The 19791-nt window shown below is 65.3% G+C and carries 13 protein-coding genes; 8 read left to right on the forward strand and 5 right to left on the reverse strand.

The features are described 5' to 3' along the window. Positions 1–24: 24 nt before the first annotated feature. Both KK488_RS13565 and dxs read right to left on the reverse strand, forming a co-directional pair. Entirely contained in the window at positions 25–822 is a 798-nt protein-coding gene (locus KK488_RS13565; RefSeq protein WP_214624216.1) for a DUF72 domain-containing protein, read from the reverse strand. Next, on the reverse strand, positions 819–2747 hold the full coding sequence (dxs, locus tag KK488_RS13570) for a 1-deoxy-D-xylulose-5-phosphate synthase (RefSeq protein WP_214624217.1): 1929 nt from the start codon (positions 2745–2747) through the stop codon (positions 819–821). The genes KK488_RS13565 and dxs overlap by 4 nt, the downstream gene beginning before the upstream one ends. A gap of 94 nt (positions 2748–2841) precedes the next feature. On the opposite strand from dxs, the gene KK488_RS13575 reads away from it, so the two are divergent. The 3 genes from KK488_RS13575 (at position 2842) to KK488_RS13585 (ending at position 4650) form a co-directional block, all read left to right on the forward strand. Beyond that, positions 2842–3228, forward strand: a complete 387-nt coding sequence (locus tag KK488_RS13575; RefSeq protein WP_214624218.1) for a VOC family protein — start codon at positions 2842–2844, stop codon at positions 3226–3228. Between the two features lie 4 nt (positions 3229–3232). Continuing rightward, complete coding sequence (locus tag KK488_RS13580; protein ID WP_214624219.1) at positions 3233–3580, forward strand: hypothetical protein; 348 nt, start codon at positions 3233–3235, stop codon at positions 3578–3580. A 194-nt stretch (positions 3581–3774) separates the two neighbouring features. Beyond that, positions 3775–4650, forward strand: a complete 876-nt coding sequence (locus KK488_RS13585) for an OmpA family protein (RefSeq protein ID WP_214624220.1) — start codon at positions 3775–3777, stop codon at positions 4648–4650. Positions 4651–5003: 353 nt separating this feature from the next. Here KK488_RS13585 and KK488_RS13590 read toward each other — a convergent pair whose 3' ends face one another. After that, a complete protein-coding gene (locus tag KK488_RS13590; RefSeq protein ID WP_214624221.1) occupies positions 5004–5477 on the reverse strand; it encodes a Fur family transcriptional regulator in 474 nt (157 codons plus the stop codon). Positions 5478–5572: 95 nt separating this feature from the next. Between KK488_RS13590 and KK488_RS13595 the strand changes: the two genes are divergently transcribed. Together KK488_RS13595 and KK488_RS13600 are read left to right on the forward strand one after the other, a co-directional pair. After that, entirely contained in the window at positions 5573–6589 is a 1017-nt protein-coding gene (locus tag KK488_RS13595) for an alpha/beta hydrolase (RefSeq protein WP_214624222.1), read from the forward strand. Between the two features lie 138 nt (positions 6590–6727). Beyond that, the gene (locus KK488_RS13600) at positions 6728–8845 is read left to right on the forward strand and encodes a nuclear transport factor 2 family protein (protein ID WP_214624223.1); all 2118 of its coding nucleotides are present in this window, start codon (positions 6728–6730) and stop codon (positions 8843–8845) included. Positions 8846–8854: 9 nt separating this feature from the next. On the opposite strand, the gene KK488_RS13605 is transcribed toward KK488_RS13600, so the two are convergent. Both KK488_RS13605 and dctA read right to left on the reverse strand, forming a co-directional pair. After that, positions 8855–10627 (reverse strand): chloride channel protein, encoded by a 1773-nt coding sequence (locus tag KK488_RS13605; protein ID WP_214624224.1) that lies wholly within the window; start codon positions 10625–10627, stop codon positions 8855–8857. An 88-nt stretch (positions 10628–10715) separates the two neighbouring features. Further along, positions 10716–12026, reverse strand: coding sequence for a C4-dicarboxylate transporter DctA (gene dctA / locus KK488_RS13610; protein ID WP_432653851.1), 1311 nt, complete (start codon positions 12024–12026; stop codon positions 10716–10718). Between the two features lie 99 nt (positions 12027–12125). Here dctA and KK488_RS13615 point away from each other — a divergent pair, with 99 nt between their 5' ends. From KK488_RS13615 to KK488_RS13625, 3 genes are all read left to right on the forward strand, one after another. Continuing rightward, positions 12126–13853, forward strand: a complete 1728-nt coding sequence (locus tag KK488_RS13615; RefSeq protein ID WP_214624225.1) for an acyl-CoA dehydrogenase — start codon at positions 12126–12128, stop codon at positions 13851–13853. Positions 13854–14258: 405 nt separating this feature from the next. Further along, a complete protein-coding gene (locus KK488_RS13620; protein ID WP_250890404.1) occupies positions 14259–17387 on the forward strand; it encodes a TonB-dependent receptor domain-containing protein in 3129 nt (1042 codons plus the stop codon). A gap of 155 nt (positions 17388–17542) precedes the next feature. Then, complete coding sequence (locus KK488_RS13625) at positions 17543–19645, forward strand: PQQ-dependent dehydrogenase, methanol/ethanol family (RefSeq protein WP_250890406.1); 2103 nt, start codon at positions 17543–17545, stop codon at positions 19643–19645. Positions 19646–19791: the final 146 nt, after the last annotated feature.

The raw sequence follows: 19791 nt of genomic DNA on the forward strand, positions 1-19791 counted from the left end.
TTCAGAGGAGGGGCGAAGAGTCCCTCATCCCGTCAACCGCTCCGCCAGCGCCATCGCCGCCGCCGGATTGCGCACCTTCGCGCCAGAGATGAAATAAGCAAACACATCCCGCGCCGTGCCATCGCCCTTCGCATCGGCCGCATAGCGCAGCCCCTCAGGCGCCTCGCCCTTGGCCCAAGCTTTGGCCACACTCGCCCAGCGATCCAGTCCAGCCGCATCATAACCGGTCGGCACATCCTCCTGGCTTCGCATCAGCCGCGCATAGACGAAATCCGCCGTCAGATCGGCAATCTGCGGATGCGTGTCATGATCCGCGACGACCACCGCCGCCTCATGCTTGCGCAGCAGCTCGACAAACTCGGCGCAGGCAAAGCTCTCGTGCCGCACCTCCAGCACATGGCGCGCGGGCACACCGTCGATCTGCGCGGGCAGCATGTCGAGGAACGCGGCGATGTCCTCGGGGTCGAACTTGCGATGCTCGCGGAACTGCCAGAGGATCGGCCCCATCCTGTCGCCCAGCTCGCTGAGGCCCGAGGCGAGGAACTTGCCGATCGATTCGCCCGCCTCGGCCAGCTTCTTCTTGGCGACGCAATATTGCAGCGCCTTCACCGCATAGACGAACCCGTCCGGCGCCGCATCGCGCCACTTGGCGAAGGTGGCGGGCGTCTGCGTGCGATAGAAGGTGCCGTTGATCTCGATCGTGCCGAGATGATGGACGGCATAATCCGCCTCCTTCGCCTTGGGCAGGTCGGCGGGATAGAAAGTCCCGCGCCACGGCTCGAACGTCCAGCCGCCGATGCCGGTGCGGATGGCGCCGGTCACGCCCGCACTCCGGCCTCGTCGATTCCCGTGCTGTTGTGCCGCAGCGCCGTCAGCACCGTCTCGACGATGTGCGGCGCGTTGAGGCGCGCATCGTCATACTGTTTCTCGGGCTTGTCCTGATCCTGGAAGATATCCGGCAGCCGCATGGTGCGTAGCTTGAGGCCGGCGTCGATCAGCCCCTCGTCGCTGGCCAGCGTCAGCACATGCGCGCCGAGCCCGCCGATGGCGCCTTCCTCCACCGTCACCGCCACGTCGTGCGTGGTCAGCAGCTTGCGGATCAGCGCCTCGTCGAGCGGCTTGGCGAAGCGCAGGTCGGCGACGGTGGTCGAGAGCCCGCGCGCGTCCAGCGCATCGGCGGCCTTGAGCGCTTCCTCCAGCCGTGTGCCGAGCGAGAGGATCGCGACCTTCTTGCCCTCGCGCACGATGCGGCCCTTGCCGATCTCGAGCCGCTGCGGCGTTTCCGGCAGCGCCACGCCGGTGCCGTTGCCGCGCGGATAGCGCAGCGCGATCGGCCCGCTGTCGTGGCAGGCGGCAGTGTGGACCATATGGACCAGCTCTGCCTCGTCCGCCGCCGCCATCACCACCATGTTGGGCAAGGTGGCGAGATAGGTCACGTCGAAGCTGCCGGCATGGGTCGATCCGTCCGCGCCGACCAGTCCCGCGCGATCGATCGCGAAGCGCACCGGCAGATTCTGGATCGCCACGTCATGCACCACCTGGTCATAGGCGCGCTGCAGGAAGGTCGAATAGATGGTCGCGAACGGCCGCATGCCCTGCGCCGCGAGGCCCGCCGCGAAGGTCACCGCATGCTGCTCGGCAATGCCGACGTCGAAGCAGCGGTCGGGATAGGCGGCCGCGAACTTGTCGAGGCCCGTGCCGGACGGCATGGCGGCGGTGATCGCCACGATCTTCTCGTCGCGCGCCGCCTCGTCGATCAGCGCCTTGGCGAAGACATTGGTGTAGCTCGGCGGTCCCGGCGGCGCCTTGGCCTGCTCGCCGGTGACGACGTTGAATTTCTGCACGCCGTGATATTTGTCGGCCGCCGCTTCGGCCGGGGCATAGCCCTTGCCCTTGACCGTCACGACATGGACGAGCACCGGCCCGTCCGCCATGTCGCGCACATTCTCCAGTACCGGGATGAGCTGGTCGAGATTATGCCCGTCGACCGGCCCGACATAATAGAAGCCCAGCTCCTCGAAGAGCGTTCCGCCCATCGCCATGCCGCGGGCGAACTCGTCGGTCTTCTTGGCCGCCTTGTGCAGCGGGCGGGGCAGCTTGCGGGCGAGGCGGCGCAACGTCTCGCGCACCGAGAGGAACTCGCGGCTGGAGACGATCCGCGCCAGATAGGCCGAGAGCCCGCCCACCGGCGGCGCGATCGACATGTCATTGTCGTTGAGGATGACGATCAGGCGATTGCCCGCGTCGCGCGCATTGTTCATCGCCTCATAGGCCATGCCGGCCGACATGGCGCCGTCGCCGATCACCGCGATGCCCTTGCCCGGCTGGCCCGAGAGCTTGTTGGCGATCGCGAAGCCCAAAGCCGCGCTGATCGAGGTCGACGAATGCGCCGCGCCGAACGGATCATACTCGCTCTCGCTGCGCTTGGTGAAGCCGGAGAGCCCGTCGCCCATGCGCAGCGTGCGGATGCGGTCGCGCCGCCCGGTCAGGATCTTGTGGGGGTAGCATTGATGCCCCACGTCCCAGACCAGCTTGTCCTGCGGCGTGTTGAACACATAATGGATCGCCGTGGTCAGCTCGACCACGCCAAGTCCCGAGCCGAGATGGCCGCCGGTCACGCCGACGGCGGAGATGGTCTCGGCGCGCAGTTCGTCGGCAAGCTGGCGAAGTTGTCCCGGCGCAAGCTTGCGCAGGTCGGCTGGATCGCGCACCTGATCGAGCAGGGGCGTGGCAGGCTGGTCCGTCATGGGGGCGGATTTAATGCGCCCGGGATCAAATGTCGAACGAAGTTCGTCCGCCTGCTGCTATGACGTCATGCAAATCCTGTGGAGGAGACTCGTCATGAGCCTGTTGAGCGGCGCGAAACCGGTGGCCTTCGTCCCCAGCCGGGACGTGGCGGCGCTGCTGCCTTTCTATCGGGATACGCTGGGACTCACCCTGATCGCGCAGGACGACTTCGCCGCGACCTTCGATCTGGGCGGCGGTGCGACCTTGCGCCTCGCCGCCATGCCGGACCACAAGCCCGCGCCCGGCACCGTGCTGGGCTGGGTGGTCTCGGATCTCGACATGCTGCTCGACCGGCTCGCGCCGCACGGCGTGAGGGGCGAGATATTCGAGGGGTTCGGTCAGGATGCGCGCGGCATCTGGACCGTTCCGGACGGCAGCGCCCGCCTCATCTGGTTCAGGGATCCCGAGGGCAATCTCCTCAGCCTGACCCAGCTCGGCTGAACCGATGGTGTCGCTCGCCGGCCCGGTCTCGTCCTTCCAGCTCGCCAAGCTCTGGCTGGTCGCCCATACCGGCCTCGCCAAGGATGCGCTGCATGTCTATGTCGCGCTCATCCTCTTCTTCGGTTCGATGCTCGTCTTCCGCTGGCGGCCGGGCGACTGGCGCCCCTGGCTGGTCGTCCTGGCCGCCGCGCTCGCGGGCGAGCTCTGGGACATCGGCGACACCCTCCGGTGGCAACGCCGCGTCTATTGGGCGGCGAACTGGAAGGACATCTGGAACACCCTGTTCTGGCCGAGCGCGATCCTGCTGCTGGCGCGCTGGACGCCGCTGTTCGGTCGGCGCGGTCGACGATAGGGGCGCAAGCGCGGAATCCGACGGGACATTTTTGAGCGATCCGATGGGCGTGGCGGCAATGCCGACATCGGTTCGTCGCATGATCGGCTCGAATTGCCTGCCCATCAAAATTGTTTTACCGGGCGGTTCATCTGCCAGAAAGGTTCGCCTGAACAGGCTGACTTCTCGGGGGTGAAATTTGAAGGAGCGGATCAATGCGTGTCATCACCAATAGGCGCGGGAAGCTCGTCCTGCTCGCCATGCTGACCATGTCGGCCCCGTGCAGCCTGCTCGCGCAGTCGCAGCCGCAGACCGAGACCGGGACGACGACCGCCGCCAATAACGACATCAATGTTTACGGCACCAAGACCGCCGGGCCCGAGATCAAGGGGTTCATCTCCGCGCGCAAGGGCGACAAGCTCCAGGTTACCGCCGCGGACGGCTCGCGTACCGTCATTGCCCTTGACGATGCGACCAAGATCAAGGCGAGCAGCGGCCTGTTCGGCAGTCGCAGCAAGCCGACCGCCGACTCCCTGCTCAATGGCCTCCCGGTGACCGTCAAGACATGGCAGTCGGACGCCGGCCTGATCGCGAGCCAGGTCGTGTTCCGCAACAATGATCTCAAGACGGCGTCGATGATCCGCAGCGGCACGGCCCAGGGCTTCGAGGAGCAGACCGCCGCCACCGAGGCGCTGCGCGGTCGCGTGGGTGACATCGACAATTATAATATCAAGGGCACGACCAACGTGAACTTCGACACCGGCAAGTCGGAGCTGTCACCCGAGGCGAAGCAGAACCTCTGCGCCGCTGCAGCCTCAGCCGAGGGAACGAATAACGCGCTGCTGCTTGTGGTCGGTTACACGGACTCGACGGGTAACCCGGACTTCAATCAGGTGTTGAGCGAGAAGCGCGCCACCCGCGTCGTCAACTACCTCCAGCAGGCCTGCCACTGGAAGCCCTATCGCATGCTGACGCCCACCGGCATGGCCATGGCCGATCCGCTGGCTGACAACACGACCGAGGAAGGCAAGGCGCAGAACCGCCGTGTCGCGGTCAACATCATGGTCAGCAAGGCCGTCGACGGCATGTGAGGTCCGCGGGGCGGGCTTGGCTCGCCCCCAGTCCTCGCTGAAGCAGGCCGATATGGCCGGACCCGCTCGAGGCGAGCGATTGCGGACAGCATAGCCCCTCCTCTAAAGAGGAGGGGCTTATGGCAGCTCCCCGACCTTAAACCGCCGACGCCTCGATCCGGACGTCCGCGCTCTTCCACGCCTGCTCGAACTGCCTCCGGGGCCCCTCCGCTCCGGCCGTCCTGCCTAGCGCCTTGGGCGCCTGGGCGAGCCCGGGCAATGAACGATCATCGCTCCGCAACGAAACGTCACTCGAAAAGCGGAAAGATGCGGTCGATCGGCGCCTTGCGTGCGCGATCAGGCGGAAAAACCGCTCAGGCGCACTTGGCGCAGGTGCCGAGCACTTCGATCACCGGCCGGTCCGCCGTGAAACCCTGGCTCGCGGCCACGCCGCGCACCTGCCCCGTCACGACATCATTGTCGACATGAGTCGTCTCGCCGCAGCTCTTGCAGACGAGGAAGATGCAGTCGTGCAGGCAGCCCGGATGCGCATTGGCGATGAAGGCGTTCTGGCTCTCGACGCGCTGCGCGAGGTTGTTGCTCACAAACAGGTCGAGGATGCGATAGACGCTGTTGGGCGCCACGCGCTTGCCGCGCCTGTGCGAAACCTTGTCGGCGATGTCATAGGCCGAGGCGGGTTTGTCCATCGCCGCGAGCACCGCGAAGATGTCTGCGCGCATGTCGGTCCATTGCTCGCCCTGCGCCTCCAGCGTCTCGCGCGCGGCCTTGGCGAGGCCCTTGCCGGTCGGCTCGCTATGGTCGTGATGATGAGGAGCGGCTTGTGCCATGGTCCTCATGTAAGCAGCGCGGCGCACACACACAAGCTGGCATCGCCGGTCGCGCTCGGCTAATCGCGGTTGATAAAGTCCATCGGGAGAGAGCTATGCGAGTCGGGACGGCATTGCGGCGAATGGCCGCCGCTTCGATCATGGCCGGCCTCGTTCTTTCGGCGCCCGCCGCGGCACAGGTCGCGATCGAGAGGATCAAGGTCCACTCGCCCTCGGTGGAGGGCAATCTCGAGGGCAACAGCGCCGATCGCGACGTCATCGTGGTCCTCCCGCCGAGCTACGGCAAGGAGTCGAAGAAGCGCTATCCGGTTGTCTATTTCCTCCACGGCTTCTCCGCGACGGCCGAGCGCTACGACGCGGTGGTCAAGTTCGGCGAGGCAATGGAAGGCGAGGCGGCCCGGGGGCACGAGATGATCCTCGTCGTGCCGGACAGCTATACGAAGCATGGCGGCTCCATGTATTCGGACTCGGCGACAGTCGGCAATTTCGAGGGGTTCATCGCCCGCGACCTCGTCGCCTATGTCGACGGCCATTACCGCACGCTGGCCCGGCGCGACGCGCGCGGCCTCGCCGGCCATTCGATGGGCGGCTACGGCACGTTCAAGATCGGCATGAAATATCCCGGGGTCTTCTCCAGCCTTTATGCGATGAGCGCCTGCTGCCTCCTGCCCCAGCCGATGACGCCCGAGCGCGGCAAGGCGCTCGAGATGCTCACGCCTGAGGAAGTGCTGAAAGGCGATTTCAGCGTCCGTGCCATGTTCGCCTCCGCCGCCGCCTGGTCGCCCGCGCCGGACAAGGCGCCCCTGTTCGTCGACCTGCCGACCAGGAATGGCGAGCCCGACCGGCGCGTGATGGCGCAATGGGCGGCCAACGCGCCGGACATCATGATCCCGCAATATGCGAGCAGCCTCAAGACCATGACCGCCATCGCCATGGACGTGGGCGACAAGGACACGCTGCTCGGCAGCAATCAGGACATGGACAGGCAACTCACCCGCTTCGGCGTGACGCACAAGTTCGAGACATATGACGGCGATCATATGAACCATATGCCGTTGCGCTTCCGTGATTTCGTGCTGCCCTTCTTCGCCGAGCATCTCGCGACGAAGTAATGGCCGGGCGATCGACATGCCCAGAACGGCACTAAAGCTTGGATAGGGCGGGGCGGATGGTTCGCTTTCCTTGCTCCGGCCCCGCCGGGCGCTAGAAAACGCGCGACCCCGATGGGGCCGTCAATCGAGGAGAGAGCCATGCCGCGTCCGTTCGCCCTGATCTGCTCGCTGCTTGCCCTGCTCCTCGCGGTTCCCGCCCAGGCCGATCCTGCCCTCGACAGCTTCGCGCGCGACGTCGATCGCACCGAGAGCCTGCGCGCCGTGCTGACGCTCCAGCGCAGCTATGCCCAATATGCGCAGGCAGGGCTGTGGCGCGAAGCGGGGGCGCTGTTCACCTCTGGTGGGCAATTCATCTTCGACGGCCAGGTGAAGGCCGCGCAGACCGTGACCGGCCCCGGCGCCATCGCCGCCTTCCTGCGCACACGCTATGGCGGCGGTCATGAGGGTCTGCGCGCCGGCGATCTCTCGACCATGATGATCGACGCGCCCTTGGCGAACCTGTCGGCGGGCGGCGAAAGCGCCAAGGTGCGCTGGCAGGCGATCATCTTCCATGGTCATAGCGGCGCCGCGCGCATCGAGGGCGGCGTGTTCGAGAATGACTATGTGCGCGAGCGCGGCGTCTGGAAGATCGCCACTGCCCATTATTATCCGCAATATGACGGCGCCTATGAGGATGGCTGGACGAACTGGGGCGGCGGCGATCTGCCGATCCCGCCCGCGCATTACACCGTCGAGAGCGCCGGCATCCCGATCCCGCCCGCCACCGGCACGGCGCCTGCGGCCCGGGCCAGCCTCGCCGCCCTCCAGAAGCGCGTCGACGCGCTCAATGAGGAAGATCGCATCCGCAATCTCCAGGCCGCCTATGGCTTCTATGCCGATCGCAGGATGTGGGACGACGTGGTCGATCTGTTCGCGGCGGACAGCGTCGTCGAGAATGGCGGTCAGGGCGTCTGGCGGGGCAAGGCCGGTGTGCGCCGCTGGCTGGAGAGTATCGGTCCGGCCGGCCTGAGCCACGGCCAGCTTAACGATCGCGTCCAGTTCGACGTGACCGTCACCATCGCGCCCGGCGGCAACGAGGCCTATGCGCGCGGCATCGAGCTCGGCATGCTCGGCGAGGCCGATCAGGAAAAGGGCTGGTGGGAGGTTGCCGCCTTCCGCAATCGCTTCGTGCGCGAGAATGGCGTGTGGAAGCTCCGTGAGCTGCGTCGCTTCCCGCTGATGAAGACCGACATCTTTCAGGGCTGGGGCAAGAGCCGCATTGTCGACCCGGTGCCCGCCCCCCCCAACGCGTCGGATGCGCCGAGCCCGGACGCCGCTCCCGCGTCGCAGGGCCTCGCCGTCCCTGCCTTCCTCACCGCCCATCCCGTGACGGGCAAGGCGATCGCGCTGACCGGGGAGGCCAGGCTCGTCGCCGCGCACCCGCTCACCGGCGCCATCAGGTCAGTCAAGGCCGCGCCCGTCACGCTCGACGAGGCCAGGCGACGCCTCGCCCGTTCCGCTGCGTGGGACGGCGCGAACAATGTCTCGACGGCCTATGGCTACTATATCGACGACGGCAACGCCGCCGGCTTCGCGGGCGTGATGGCCGAGAAGGGCTTCAAGGAAACTCCCTTCGCCGGCTATTATATCGGCCGCGATCGCATCATCAAAGCGCGCGTCAGCGGGCCCGTGCCGCAGATGCGCCCGGGCATCTCCTATCACTGGCTGGTCCAGCCGGTGATCCTCGTCTCGGCGGACGGCCGATCCACCACCGGCCGCAGCCGCCTGTTCCAGCCGCGCACCGGCAGGGAGGTCGGCAAGGCCGGCGATTTCTACGCCGCCGCCTTCTGGGGCGGCATGTATAACAACCAATATGTGCTGGAGAATGGCGTCTGGCGCATCTGGGACCTGACGCTCGACGAGCCCTACATCAATCCCGTCGCCTGGAAGGACGGCGTCTGGGCGAAGTCCAAGGATCCTGTCCCGCCGCCGCCCGGCACGCCGCAGCGTGTCTTCACCGGCGGCAATTTCCCGCCTGACGTGCCGCTGAAGTCGATGGGCCGGCGCGAGGAGGGCATGCGCGGCGGCATCGGTCCGGCGCTGGAATGGCCGAGCATCATGCCGATGTGGTTCAACTATACCAATCCGGTCAGCGGCCGCGTTCCCGAGCGCTATCAGGAGGATTGCGGCCCCTGCGAGGTTCGTCCCGATCTTCGTCTGGATCGTAACGGCTACCAGACCCCCCCCAACGCACCCATCGCGAACAGCTCGCCCTAACGTTGCTGATCAACGGCCGCGCACGCGCCGGCCCTCGCCGAAGACTTCCCGCTGCGAAGCCTCGAATTCCTCGAAATAGCGTCGCCGCGCATGCTTCTCGGTGACGATACCCAAAACGTTCCGCGCCGCATCCGCGACCACGATCTCGTCGGCCGACAATCGATCGAACAGGGAGAGCAGGGACTGGATGTCGGTGTCCGGTGCGAGCGTGATGTTGCTCAGGGTCGCGAGAGGCGCGATGGGCGCTGCTCCGTCCAGATCCGGGCTGTACGCCGACGCCGTCGATATGATTCCGCGATAGGCGCCGTGCGCGTCGACCATGATCGCCTTGCTGGTCGAGCCCAGCGGGACGTGCGCGCGAAACGCTGCCACCGACATGCTGTCCGGCACCGCAACCCAGTCCTTGCGCATGATCTGGCCGGCGGTGAGCGTCAGCGCCCAGCCGATGTCGCGCGGGCTGCGAATGGTCGAGCCACGCAGGTGCAGGCGCCAGGTCGAGAAGGAATAGCCGAACGCCTCGCGCGTGACGGAACTGGACAGCAAGGCGGCGGTGAGGACCACGCCCATCAGCGCGAAGTCGTGGGTCGTCTCCAGCATCAGCATGGCGAGTGTCATCGGGCCGCCGACGATCGAGACGCTGAGCGCGGCCATGCCGACCAGCGCGGCATCATAGACATTGAGGGACAGAGCCAGCGGGCTGTCGTTGATCACGCCCGCGAAAATCTGTCCGATGAGCGAGCCCAGAAACAGCGAGGCGAAAAACAGACCGCCTCTGAAGCCGAAGCTGAGCGAGATCACCGAGGCGGCGATTTTGATCAGCAGGATCACGAGCAATACCGAGAGGGCTGGCCGCAGCAGCAGGTCGAGATGCAGCGCGCCATGGCCTGCCGAGAGCGACTGTGGCGAGAGCCAGGCGAGCGGAATGAGCAGGGCGCCGCCAATCACCGGTCGCCAGCTCAGGATCGCCGTCCAGCGCTGCACCCGCTGCTCTGCAAACGTGACGAGGCGCATGATGGCGATGCCGATCGCCGCGCAGATCAGGCCGAGCGCGGCATAGGCCAGATAATCCGGAAGTGCGAGAGCCCGGTCCGCGGTCGTCGCAATGAGATAGGGCGACACGCCGAGCGCACGCGTGACGAAGGCGGCCGACAGCGCCGCCGCCATCACCGGCGCAACGGCCGCCGGCGTGTAATTGCCGATCACGATCTCGAATGCGTAGAAAGCGCCCGTCAGCGGTGCCCCGAACGCCGCGCCGACGGCGGCGCCGGCACCGGCGCCGACGAGGGTGCGCAGGTCGTTGCGGCGCAGCTTCAGCCACTGCCCTAGCACCGACGCGATGCCGCCGCCCATCTGGGCGTAGGTTGCCTCCAGACCGACCGACGCGCCCGCGCCGTTGGAAAGGATCGTCTGCGCGGCGATCACGAGATTGTCGCTGAAGGGAATCCGCCCGCCGTGCAGTGCATTGGCCTCGACCACGTCGATCGGCGCCCGCTTGCGGTGCCGCAGAGCGCGCATCAGGCAGGCCAGGAGCAGCCCGCCAATCGGTAATGCCAGCAAGCGCCAGGGATGGTGAATCGATGCCAGTGCGCTGAGCCGGTTCATCGCTACACCGTAAAAGAGGTGCTGGATGCCATGGGCCAGCCACTGCTGGAGATTCGTCGCCAGGCCAGCACTCAGGCCGGCGAGCGCGGCCAGCAGGATGAAAGCGGCTTCGCTCTCACGCAGGAACCGGCGCTGTCGCAGCGCAAGGAGCCACAGAAGGGATTTCCAGGATCGGCGCATGACGGAACCTAAGCGCCCCCTTGCCCCTGTCCGTCAAGAAATATGCCGAGCACCGGCAAAGGTGCCCGGTGCGCGCCAGGCATCGCCATTACGCGCTTGCCGCGGCGCCCTGCTGGCCCAGCGCGGCCGTCAGTAGGTCCTCGTCCAGCGCGCCTTCCCAGCGCGCGATGACGATGGTGGCGACGGCGTTGCCGATGATGTTGGTGAGCGCCCGGCATTCGCTCATGAAGCGGTCGACCCCCAGGATCAGTGCCATGCCGGCGACGGGCACGCTCGGCACCACGGCAAGTGTCGCGGCCAATGTGATGAATCCCGATCCGGTGACGCCGGCCGCGCCCTTGCTGGAGATGATCGCGACGCCGAACAGGGCGAATTGCTGGCCGAGCGAGAGCTCGACGCCGCAGGCTTGCGCGATGAAGAGGGCGGCCAAAGTCATGTAGATGTTCGTGCCGTCGAGATTGAAGCTGTAACCCAGGGGAATGACCAGCCCGACCACGCCCGGCTCGCAGCCCGCCACTTCCAGCCGCGCAATGAGCGGGGGCAGGGCTGCCTCGGACGAGGAGGTGCCGAGCACGATCAGCAACTCACCCTTGATATAGATGAGCAGCCGCAGGATCGAGAAGCCCGCTACCCGCGCGATGGCGCCCAGCACCAGCAGCACGAACAAGGCCGATGTGAGATAGAAAGTCGCCACCAGCCCGGCCAGATTGACGAGCACGCCGATGCCATAATGGCCGATGGTGAAGGCCATGGCCGCGAAAGCGCCGATCGGCGCGAGGCGCATGATCAGGGCGACGAGGCGGAAGACGATCACCGAGAGCCGGTCGAGCAGGTCGACGACCGGCGTCGCCGGCTCGCCGACCAGGGCGATGGCGATGCCGGTCAGCACCGCGACGAACAATACCTGCAGGATCGATCCGTCGGTGAGCGCGGAGAGCGGCGTGGTCGGGATGATCGCCAGCAGGAAGTCCGTGATCGAGGCATGATGCGCCTGATCGACATAATCCGCCACGGCCGCGCCATCGAGCGTGCGCGGATCGATATTGAGCCCCGCGCCCGGTTGCACGACATTGGCAACGATCATCCCGATGATCAGGGCGAGGCTCGACACCACGACAAAATAGCCGAGGGCGCGCAAGGCGACCCGGCCGAGCTCCCCGAGACCCCGCATATGGGCGATGCCGCTCGTCAGGGTGAGGAAGATCACCGGCGCGATGACCATCTTGATGAGCTTGATGAAGGCGTCGGCGATCGGCTTCATCGCGCTGCCCCATTCGGGCCGCAGGGCGCCGAGCAGGACGCCCAGCGCGATCGCGATCAGCACCTGGAGGTAGAGATGACGCCACCAGGCGGTCCTGCCGCTTGCGCTCCGTTCCTTGCCCATGACCGTGTCCGCCATGCCCGATCCGCCCCGTCCGTCGTGCCCGTTTGCGCTTGCCCTACACGAGCGCAGGGTTTCGCGATACAGCCGGGGCAACAGGAAACAGGAGAGAGCGGAATGGCCGATTATCGCGCGCCGACGCAGGAACAATTGTTCGTGCTGGAGACGGTCGCGGACCTTACGGAATTGAGCACGCTGCCCGGTTTCGAGGATGCGACTCTCGACATGGCGGGCCAGATCCTGGCCGAATCAGCCCGGCTTGCTGAGCAGGGCTTCGCGCCGCTGAACGGGATTGGCGATCGCGAAGGCGCGCGGTTTGCGGATGGCAAGGTGACGCTGCCAGCGGGCTTCGCGCAGGTCTATCAGGACTACGCGACGGCGGGCTGGAACGGCCTTTCCGCCGATCCGGCGGCGGGCGGCCAAGGCCTGCCCTTCGTCCTATCGGTGGCGGTGCAGGAGCAGTTCACCGCCGCCAACATGGCCTTCGCGCTCTGTCCGATGCTCAGCCTCTCCGCCATCGAGGCGCTGCAGGCGCATGGCGATGATGCGATGAAGGCGCTTTACCTCCCCAAGCTGGTCTCAGGGGAATGGACGGGCACGATGCTGCTCACCGAGCCGCAGGCGGGATCGGACGTTGGTGCGCTGCGCACGAGCGCGACGCCGGCCGGCGATGGCACTTATCGTCTCAAGGGTCAGAAGATCTTCATCACCTGGGGCGAGCATGATCTCGCCGAGAATATCGTCCACTTCATCCTTGCACGCCTGCCCGACGCGCCAGCCGGCTCGAAGGGGATCAGCCTGTTTCTCGCGCCGAAATTTTTGCCCGATGCGGACGGCAATCCGGGCGTGCGCAACGATGCGCGCTGCATCGCCATCGAGCACAAGATGGGTATTCACGCCTCGCCGACCTGCACCATGGCGTTCGGCGAGACGGGCGACTGCCTCGGCTGGCTCGTCGGCGAGCCCAATGGTGGGCTCGCAGCCATGTTCACGATGATGAACCATGCCCGCGTCAATGTCGGCAATCAGGGTGTCGCCATCGCCGAGCGCGCGTCGCAGGATGCGCTGGCCTATGCGCGGGAGCGCGTCCAGTTCGGTCCCATCATCGGCCATCCGGACGTGCGCCGCATGCTCATGACGATGCGCAGCCTGACGCAGGCGGCGCGCGCGATCGTCTATGCCAATGCCGCCGCCGTCGACCGCGCGCACAAGGAGAGCGACCCGGAGCGGCGCGCTTACTGGAAGCGCCGGGCGGACCTGCTGACGCCGATCAGCAAGGCCTGGGCGACCGACGCCGGTATCGAGGTGACCAGCCTCGCCATTCAGGTGCATGGCGGCGCCGGCTTCATCGAGGAAACGGGTGTCGCGCGCCATTATCGCGATGCGCGGATCGCGGCGATCTACGAAGGCACCAACGGTATCCAGGCGATGGATCTGGCCGGCCGCAAGCTGCGCCTCGACAATGGCGCGGCGATGAGAGAGCTTGAAACGACGATCGCGCGGGACGTGGCCGGCTGGACCGATGCGGAGATGCAAGGGGCGATGACCGCGGCGCTGGATCAACTCGCGCGGGCCCGCGAAGCCATGCTCGCCCACGATCAGGTCGGCCTTGGTGCGGCAGCAACTCCCTTCCTCGCCCTGTGCGGCGGCGTCATCGGCGGCTGGCTGTTCGGGCGCCAGGCCGACCGTGCGGCGCGCAAGCTGGTCGCGAACGAGGGTGATCCCGCCTTGCTCCAAGACAAACAGGCCGTGGCGAGCTTCTTCGTGACGCAGCGCCTGCCGGTTGCGCTGGCTCAGATCGCGGCGATCCGCGCGCCATCCGACCAGCTCGAAATCCCGGACTAGATCAATATCGCCTGCTCCCTCATGCAAGAATGGCGGAGTGGCGCAAACGCCTGCGGACTCTAAACGGTTGAATATCTCTATAATTCAACCGGCTCTTAAGGCCCTTGCCGGTGCCTTGCTCACGCAGCGAATTTGCGCATCATGTAATGAAAAACAGGAAGCTATCCCGGCCGTTACGGCTGAGTGATGCAATGCGGTCACAGTTTTTGAAAATGACAATATCCGCTTGAATCTATATATCATGATAGCTAGTCAGCGTGAAACGGCTCCCCGGGCCACTTTTGGCGCGGGATAAAGTCAACAACGGACAAGGCCTACAGCGGCCGAGAGAACCGGATTGGCGCGCAAGCGCGTCGTTGAACAAGGGAGAGAGATATGTCTTTTACATTCCGAAAATTCTGCTTGATGTCGGTGCTCGCCGGCACGAGCGCGCTGACCTTTCCCACGATTGGCCACGCGCAGGATGCGCAGCAGGCCGACGAGCCCAGTGAGCCCGCGATCGTCGTCACCGGTTCGCGCATCGTGCGGCGCGACTATGAGGCGAACAGCCCGATCGTGACCGCCGGTCAGGAACTGCTGCAGAAGTCTTCGACCGCTGCGCTCGAAACCAATCTCAACAAGCTGCCCAACTTCACGCCGGTCCAGACCCCCTCACTCGGCGGCGACATTCAGCCGACCGCGACCAGCACCCCGGGCGCTGCGACTGTCTCGCTGCGCGGCCTTGGCACCAACCGCAGCCTCGTCCTGGTCGATGGTCGCCGCACGACGCCGGCGAACGCGCTTGGCGTGGTCGACATCAACACCATCCCCGCCGCCGCGATCGAGCGCGTCGAGGTTATCACTGGCGGCGCTTCGGCGACTTACGGTGCGGACGCCGTCGCCGGCGTCGTCAACTTCATCCTCAAGAAGAATTTCCAGGGCTTACAGCTCGACGCTCAGATGGGCCTCTCGCAGCGGGGCGATGGCCGCGAATATTCGATCAGCGGCATCATGGGTTCCAACTTTGACGATGGCCGCGGCAACATCACCATCGGCCTGTCGATGAACAATCGCGAGGCGGCCTATCGCCGCGACCGTAGCTGGTTCCGCGACGCCTGGCGGGATCCGCGCTTTACCGGCAACGAGTTCTTCCCGCACCAGTCGGGCTATCAGCCTATTCCTGGTAACGCACCGGTGCAGGGGGCCGTCGCTTCGATCTTCGGCACGAATGTTCCCGGCGACACCGTAAATGGCGTTCCGACCGGCTTCAATTCGAGCCGTTTCTATTTCAATGATGACGGCACGGCCTTCACGGGCTTCTTCCAGAGCCCTCCCGGTGGCGCATACCGGTTTAAGGGTGACTTGACGGGCCTGAAGTACAAGAAGCAGGGCGACGGTACGCTCGGTCAGAACTTCCAGGACGAACTGTTGCAGCTGCCGCTCGAGCGCTACAATGTCTATGCGCGTGGCAATTACGAGATCAACGACTGGGTCGGCGTCTTCGCTCAGGCCACCTTCACGCGCGTTCAGACCACGACGATCAACCAGCCGTCACCTTCCGTGAACGGATGGTCGGCCGCAATCCCGCGGGACGGCCGCGCTATTCCGACCGAGCTTGCCACGCTGCTCAACGGTCGCCCGGATCCGAACGGTCCATGGCAGCTCACTTACTATCTCGACTTCATGAACCGCACCGCTCGCACGGACGTGTTCACCTACAACATGGTCGCCGGCTTCGAGGGCAAGATCCCGGGCACCGACTTCACGTGGGACGTCAGCGCATCGCAGGGTGAATCGGAGACGAATGCGCTCATCAAGGGCACGGCATCGCTCGAGCGCTTCCGCGCGGTGATCTCGGCGCCGAATTGGGGTGCGGGTTTCAAGGCGCAGGGCAATGCGGCATTCGGCGGCTTCGGTGCGTCGTCGGCCACTTGCACCAGCGGCTTCGATCCGTTCAACAAGAACAAGGCGATCACGCAGGATTGCATCAACGCGATCAGCGCGCCGCTCTCCAACCGCGCCGTGATGCAGCAGACCGTGTTCGAGGGTAACCTCCAGGGCGGCATCTTCACCCTGCCGGCCGGCTCCGTCCGGATCGCGCTCGGTGCGAGCCATCGCCAGAACGCCTATGACTTCCAGAACGACACCCTGACCACGCAGGGCTCGTCCTTCCTTGATCAGACGATCGGCATCTATCCGAGCGGCAGCTCCAACGGCAAGATCACCGCTAACGAGCTGTACGGCGAGTTGCTGGTTCCGGTCCTGGCCGATCTGCCTCTGGTCAAGAAGCTGGAGCTGAACCTGGGCGTTCGTAACTCCGACTACAACACGACGGGCAATGCCTTCACCTGGAAGGCGGCCGCCGACTGGGAAGTCACCGACTGGCTGCGTATCCGCGGCGGTTACAACAAGGCGATCCGCGCACCGAACGTCGCCGAGCTTTACCTCGCTCCGCAGCAGACCTTTACGGCCGCGGGCGGTGGTGACGTTTGCCGCCTGAACAACACGCTCGGCTGGTCAGCCAATCCCAAGGCCAATCCGAACGCCGCCAATGTGCTCGCGGTCTGCAAGAGCCTGATGGATCAGTCGATCGCAGGAACGTCGGCAAAATTCTATAGTGACCCCCAGTTCTACAACAATCCTGGCCCCGCATTCGCGTTCCCGACCCTGGTCGGCAACCCGAATATCAAGCCCGAGAAGGCAAAGACCTGGACGCTGGGTGCAGTGATCAGCTCCCCTTCGTCGAATGAGATGTTCCGCCGCCTGCGTCTGTCGGTCGACTATTACAACATCTCGGTCGACGACGCGATCGGGCCGCTCACGCTGGATACTGCCCAGCGCACCTGCTTCGATCCGACCTTCAACCCGGCGATCGCCAACAATCCGACGGCGGCCGCTGCTACGGCGCAGTGCCAGGCGATCGGTCGCGTGGCTGGCGACGGTGCGCTCGGCAACGTGCAGGTGACCTATCTCAACAATGGTCGCTTCCGCACGCAGGGCATCGACTTGCAGCTCGACTGGGCTTTCCCGGTCGGTCCTGGCACGTTCAGCCTGAACTCGGTGTTCAACTATCTGATCTCGCTCAAGTCCGCACCTCTGCCTGCTTCGGCTGGCGCGGCCGGTCAGCTGGTCGAATATGCGGGTACCTTGGGTCCGGCAGGCAGCGCCGCCATCGCCGAGAATGGTCTGAACCCGGGCGCCTTCCGCTGGAAGATGTTCAACACGTTCGGCTACTCGCTCGATCGCGCGTCGATCTCGCTGCAGTGGCAGCATCTGCCTGCCGCCAAGTCGATCGCCTATACGTCCAACAATGCGACGCCGTTCGTCGGAGCGCCCGCTTATGATCTCTTCAATCTGAGCGGTACCTTCACGATCACGAAGAATGCGACGCTGCGCTGGGGCGTGGACAACCTGTTCGACAAGGCTCCGCCGCTGGTTGAATATAATGCCTCGGCCACGGGCCTTGCCAACGGCATCGGCGCCAGCCCGTTCAACGCCTACTTCTATGACTTGAATGGCCGTCGCTTCTACGTCGGCGCGACATTCAAGTTCTGATCCCAAAAAGGGGAGAGGGGGGCCGCTCCAGCCGGGCGGTCCCCCTTTTTTGCCAACGACGTCGCCGCGTCGTGATAAAACGAGCGGAAAAGCCTGACAGATCAAGAAACGGAGAGATGGAGATGCGGCGAGCGATAGGGTTTGCGTCGGCGGCAATGGCGCTTCTCGCCCTGGCCGGATGCAACAAGGATGCCGGCTTCGGCCAATCCTCCGCTGGGCCCGCCGCGATCGATCAGGGTCGGCTCGACCGGGCTGAAAGCGATGACGACAACTGGCTGACCTATGGCCGCACCAATGACGAGCAGCGTTACTCGCAGCTCACCCAGATCAACGACGGCAACGTCAAGGATCTCAGCCTCGCTTGGTCGCTCGATCTCGATACGGCCCGCGGCCAGGAAGCGACGCCGATCGTCGTCGACGGCGTCATGTACACCTCCACCGCCTGGTCGAAGGTCGTCGCGGTCGACGCTGCGACCGGCAAGCAACTCTGGCAGTTCGATCCGCAGAATGACGGCTCCAAGGCCGCCCATGCCTGCTGCGACGTGGTCAATCGCGGTGTCGCAGTGTGGAAGGGCCGCGTCTTCGTCGGCACCATCGACGGTCGCCTGATCGCGATCGATGCCAGGACTGGAAAGCAGGTCTGGTCGGTCGTCACCGTCGACCAGAAGAAGCCCTATACGATCACCGGCGCGCCGCGCGTCGTGCGCGACAAGGTGCTGATCGGCAATTCGGGCGCCGAGCTCGGCGTGCGCGGTTATATTTCCGCCTATGACACCAACACCGGCAAGCTGGTCTGGCGCTTTTACACCGTGCCCGGCAATCCCAAGGACGGGCCGGATCATGCCGCCTCGGACGAGATTCTCGAGAAGCTGGCCCGCCCGACCTGGTATGGCGACAATTACTGGAAGCTGGGCGGCGGCGGCACCGTCTGGGACTCGATCGTCTATGACCGTGAATTGAACCAACTGCTGATCGGCGTCGGCAACGGATCGCCCTGGAACCACCACTGGCGCAGCCAGGGCAAGGGCGACAATCTGTTCCTGTCCTCGATCCTCGCGCTCGATCCGGACACCGGCAAATATAAGTGGCACTATCAGATCAATCCGGGCGAGAGCTGGGATTACACCGCCACGCAGCAGATCATGCTCGCCGACCTCAAGATCGACGGCAAGGTCCGCAAGGTCGCGATGCAGGCGCCGAAGAACGGCTTCTTCTATGTGATCGACCGCACCAACGGGAAGTTCATCTCGGCCCAGCCCTATGCCGTGCAGAACTGGGCGGTGGGCATCGACTACAAGACCGGCCGGCCGATCGAGAAGCCGGGCATCCGCTATGACAATGGCCCGGCGCTGATCATTCCCTCGGGCATCGGCGCCCATGCCTGGATGCCGATGAGCTATTCGCCCAAGACCGGCCTCGTCTATATCCCGGCGATGGAGCATCCGCTCGTCTATGGCGATGCCAAGCCGTTCGAGATCCATCCCGGCCGCTGGAACACCGCGGTCTCCTTCCTCGATCCGCCAGCGGTGCCCGGCATGCCGGCTACGGTCGAAGGCCGCCGCAAGGCGCTCGAGGGCATGGTGAAGGGCAAGCTCGTCGCCTATGATCCGCTCACGCAGAAGCCTCGGTGGGAGATCCAGCGCGACTGGCCCTGGAATGGCGGCACTCTGGCGACGGCGGGCAATCTCGTCTTCGAAGGCACGGCCCATGGCGAATTCGAGGCGTACAGCGCCGATAAAGGCAAGAAGCTCTGGTCCTTCCAGACCAATCGCGGCGTGCTGGCCGGGCCGATCACCTACCGCGTCAAGGGCGAGCAATATATCGCCGTGATGGCCGGCTATGGCGGCTCGATGGGCATGGCGAGCGGCACGCCCTTCATGAAGGACAAGATGCCCACCGGCATGATCGTCGCCTTCAAGATCGGCGGCAAGGCGCAGCTGCCGGCCTACACGCCGGTTCCCAAGGACAAGCCGACGCCGAGCAATGAGGCGTTCACGCCGGCGCAGGTCGCGACCGGCAGCAAGTTTTACTACATGTATTGCACCATCTGCCACAATGGTCCGGTGAATCCGGATCTTAAGCGCTCGGCGCTGCTGAAGGACAAGGACGCGTTCCAGCAGGTCGTGATCGGTGGGGCGCTGGCGCAGAACGGCATGGCGAGCTTCAAGGACTATCTGAAGCCCGAGGATGCCGAGGGTATCCGCGCCTTCCTCAACGGCCAGGCCAAGGAATTGCTGAAGGCCGAAGGCGGCAAATAATCCCCCCTTGGGGAGGGGTGTCACTGCGCCCCTCCCGCATTTTTTTGGGGGATCGAGGAAAATTAGCCCCTCCCCTTGAGGGGAGGGATTGGGGTGGGGCTGCGGCGTTTCAGATCGCTGCGCGACACCCACCCCGGATCCTGTAA

Origin of the sequence: Sphingobium nicotianae (assembly GCF_018603885.1) — a bacterium.
GTDB lineage: Bacteria > Pseudomonadota > Alphaproteobacteria > Sphingomonadales > Sphingomonadaceae > Sphingobium > Sphingobium nicotianae.

What these genes read in the sequence shown, in the direction of transcription:
- KK488_RS13575 (WP_214624218.1), top strand. Translation starts at nt 2,842, where the DNA reads ATGAGCCTGTTGAGCGGCGCGAAACCGGTGGCCTTCGTCCCCAGCCGG.
- KK488_RS13625 (WP_250890406.1), top strand. Translation starts at nt 17,543, where the DNA reads ATGGCGCTTCTCGCCCTGGCCGGATGCAACAAGGATGCCGGCTTCGGC.
- dxs (WP_214624217.1), bottom strand. Translation starts at nt 2,747, where the DNA reads ATGACGGACCAGCCTGCCACGCCCCTGCTCGATCAGGTGCGCGATCCA.
- KK488_RS13620 (WP_250890404.1), top strand. Translation starts at nt 14,259, where the DNA reads ATGTCGGTGCTCGCCGGCACGAGCGCGCTGACCTTTCCCACGATTGGC.
- KK488_RS13605 (WP_214624224.1), bottom strand. Translation starts at nt 10,627, where the DNA reads ATGCGCCGATCCTGGAAATCCCTTCTGTGGCTCCTTGCGCTGCGACAG.
- KK488_RS13615 (WP_214624225.1), top strand. Translation starts at nt 12,126, where the DNA reads ATGGCCGATTATCGCGCGCCGACGCAGGAACAATTGTTCGTGCTGGAG.
- KK488_RS13600 (WP_214624223.1), top strand. Translation starts at nt 6,728, where the DNA reads ATGCCGCGTCCGTTCGCCCTGATCTGCTCGCTGCTTGCCCTGCTCCTC.
- dctA (WP_432653851.1), bottom strand. Translation starts at nt 12,026, where the DNA reads ATGGCGGACACGGTCATGGGCAAGGAACGGAGCGCAAGCGGCAGGACC.
- KK488_RS13580 (WP_214624219.1), top strand. Translation starts at nt 3,233, where the DNA reads ATGGTGTCGCTCGCCGGCCCGGTCTCGTCCTTCCAGCTCGCCAAGCTC.
- KK488_RS13590 (WP_214624221.1), bottom strand. Translation starts at nt 5,477, where the DNA reads ATGGCACAAGCCGCTCCTCATCATCACGACCATAGCGAGCCGACCGGC.
- KK488_RS13585 (WP_214624220.1), top strand. Translation starts at nt 3,775, where the DNA reads ATGCGTGTCATCACCAATAGGCGCGGGAAGCTCGTCCTGCTCGCCATG.
- KK488_RS13595 (WP_214624222.1), top strand. Translation starts at nt 5,573, where the DNA reads ATGCGAGTCGGGACGGCATTGCGGCGAATGGCCGCCGCTTCGATCATG.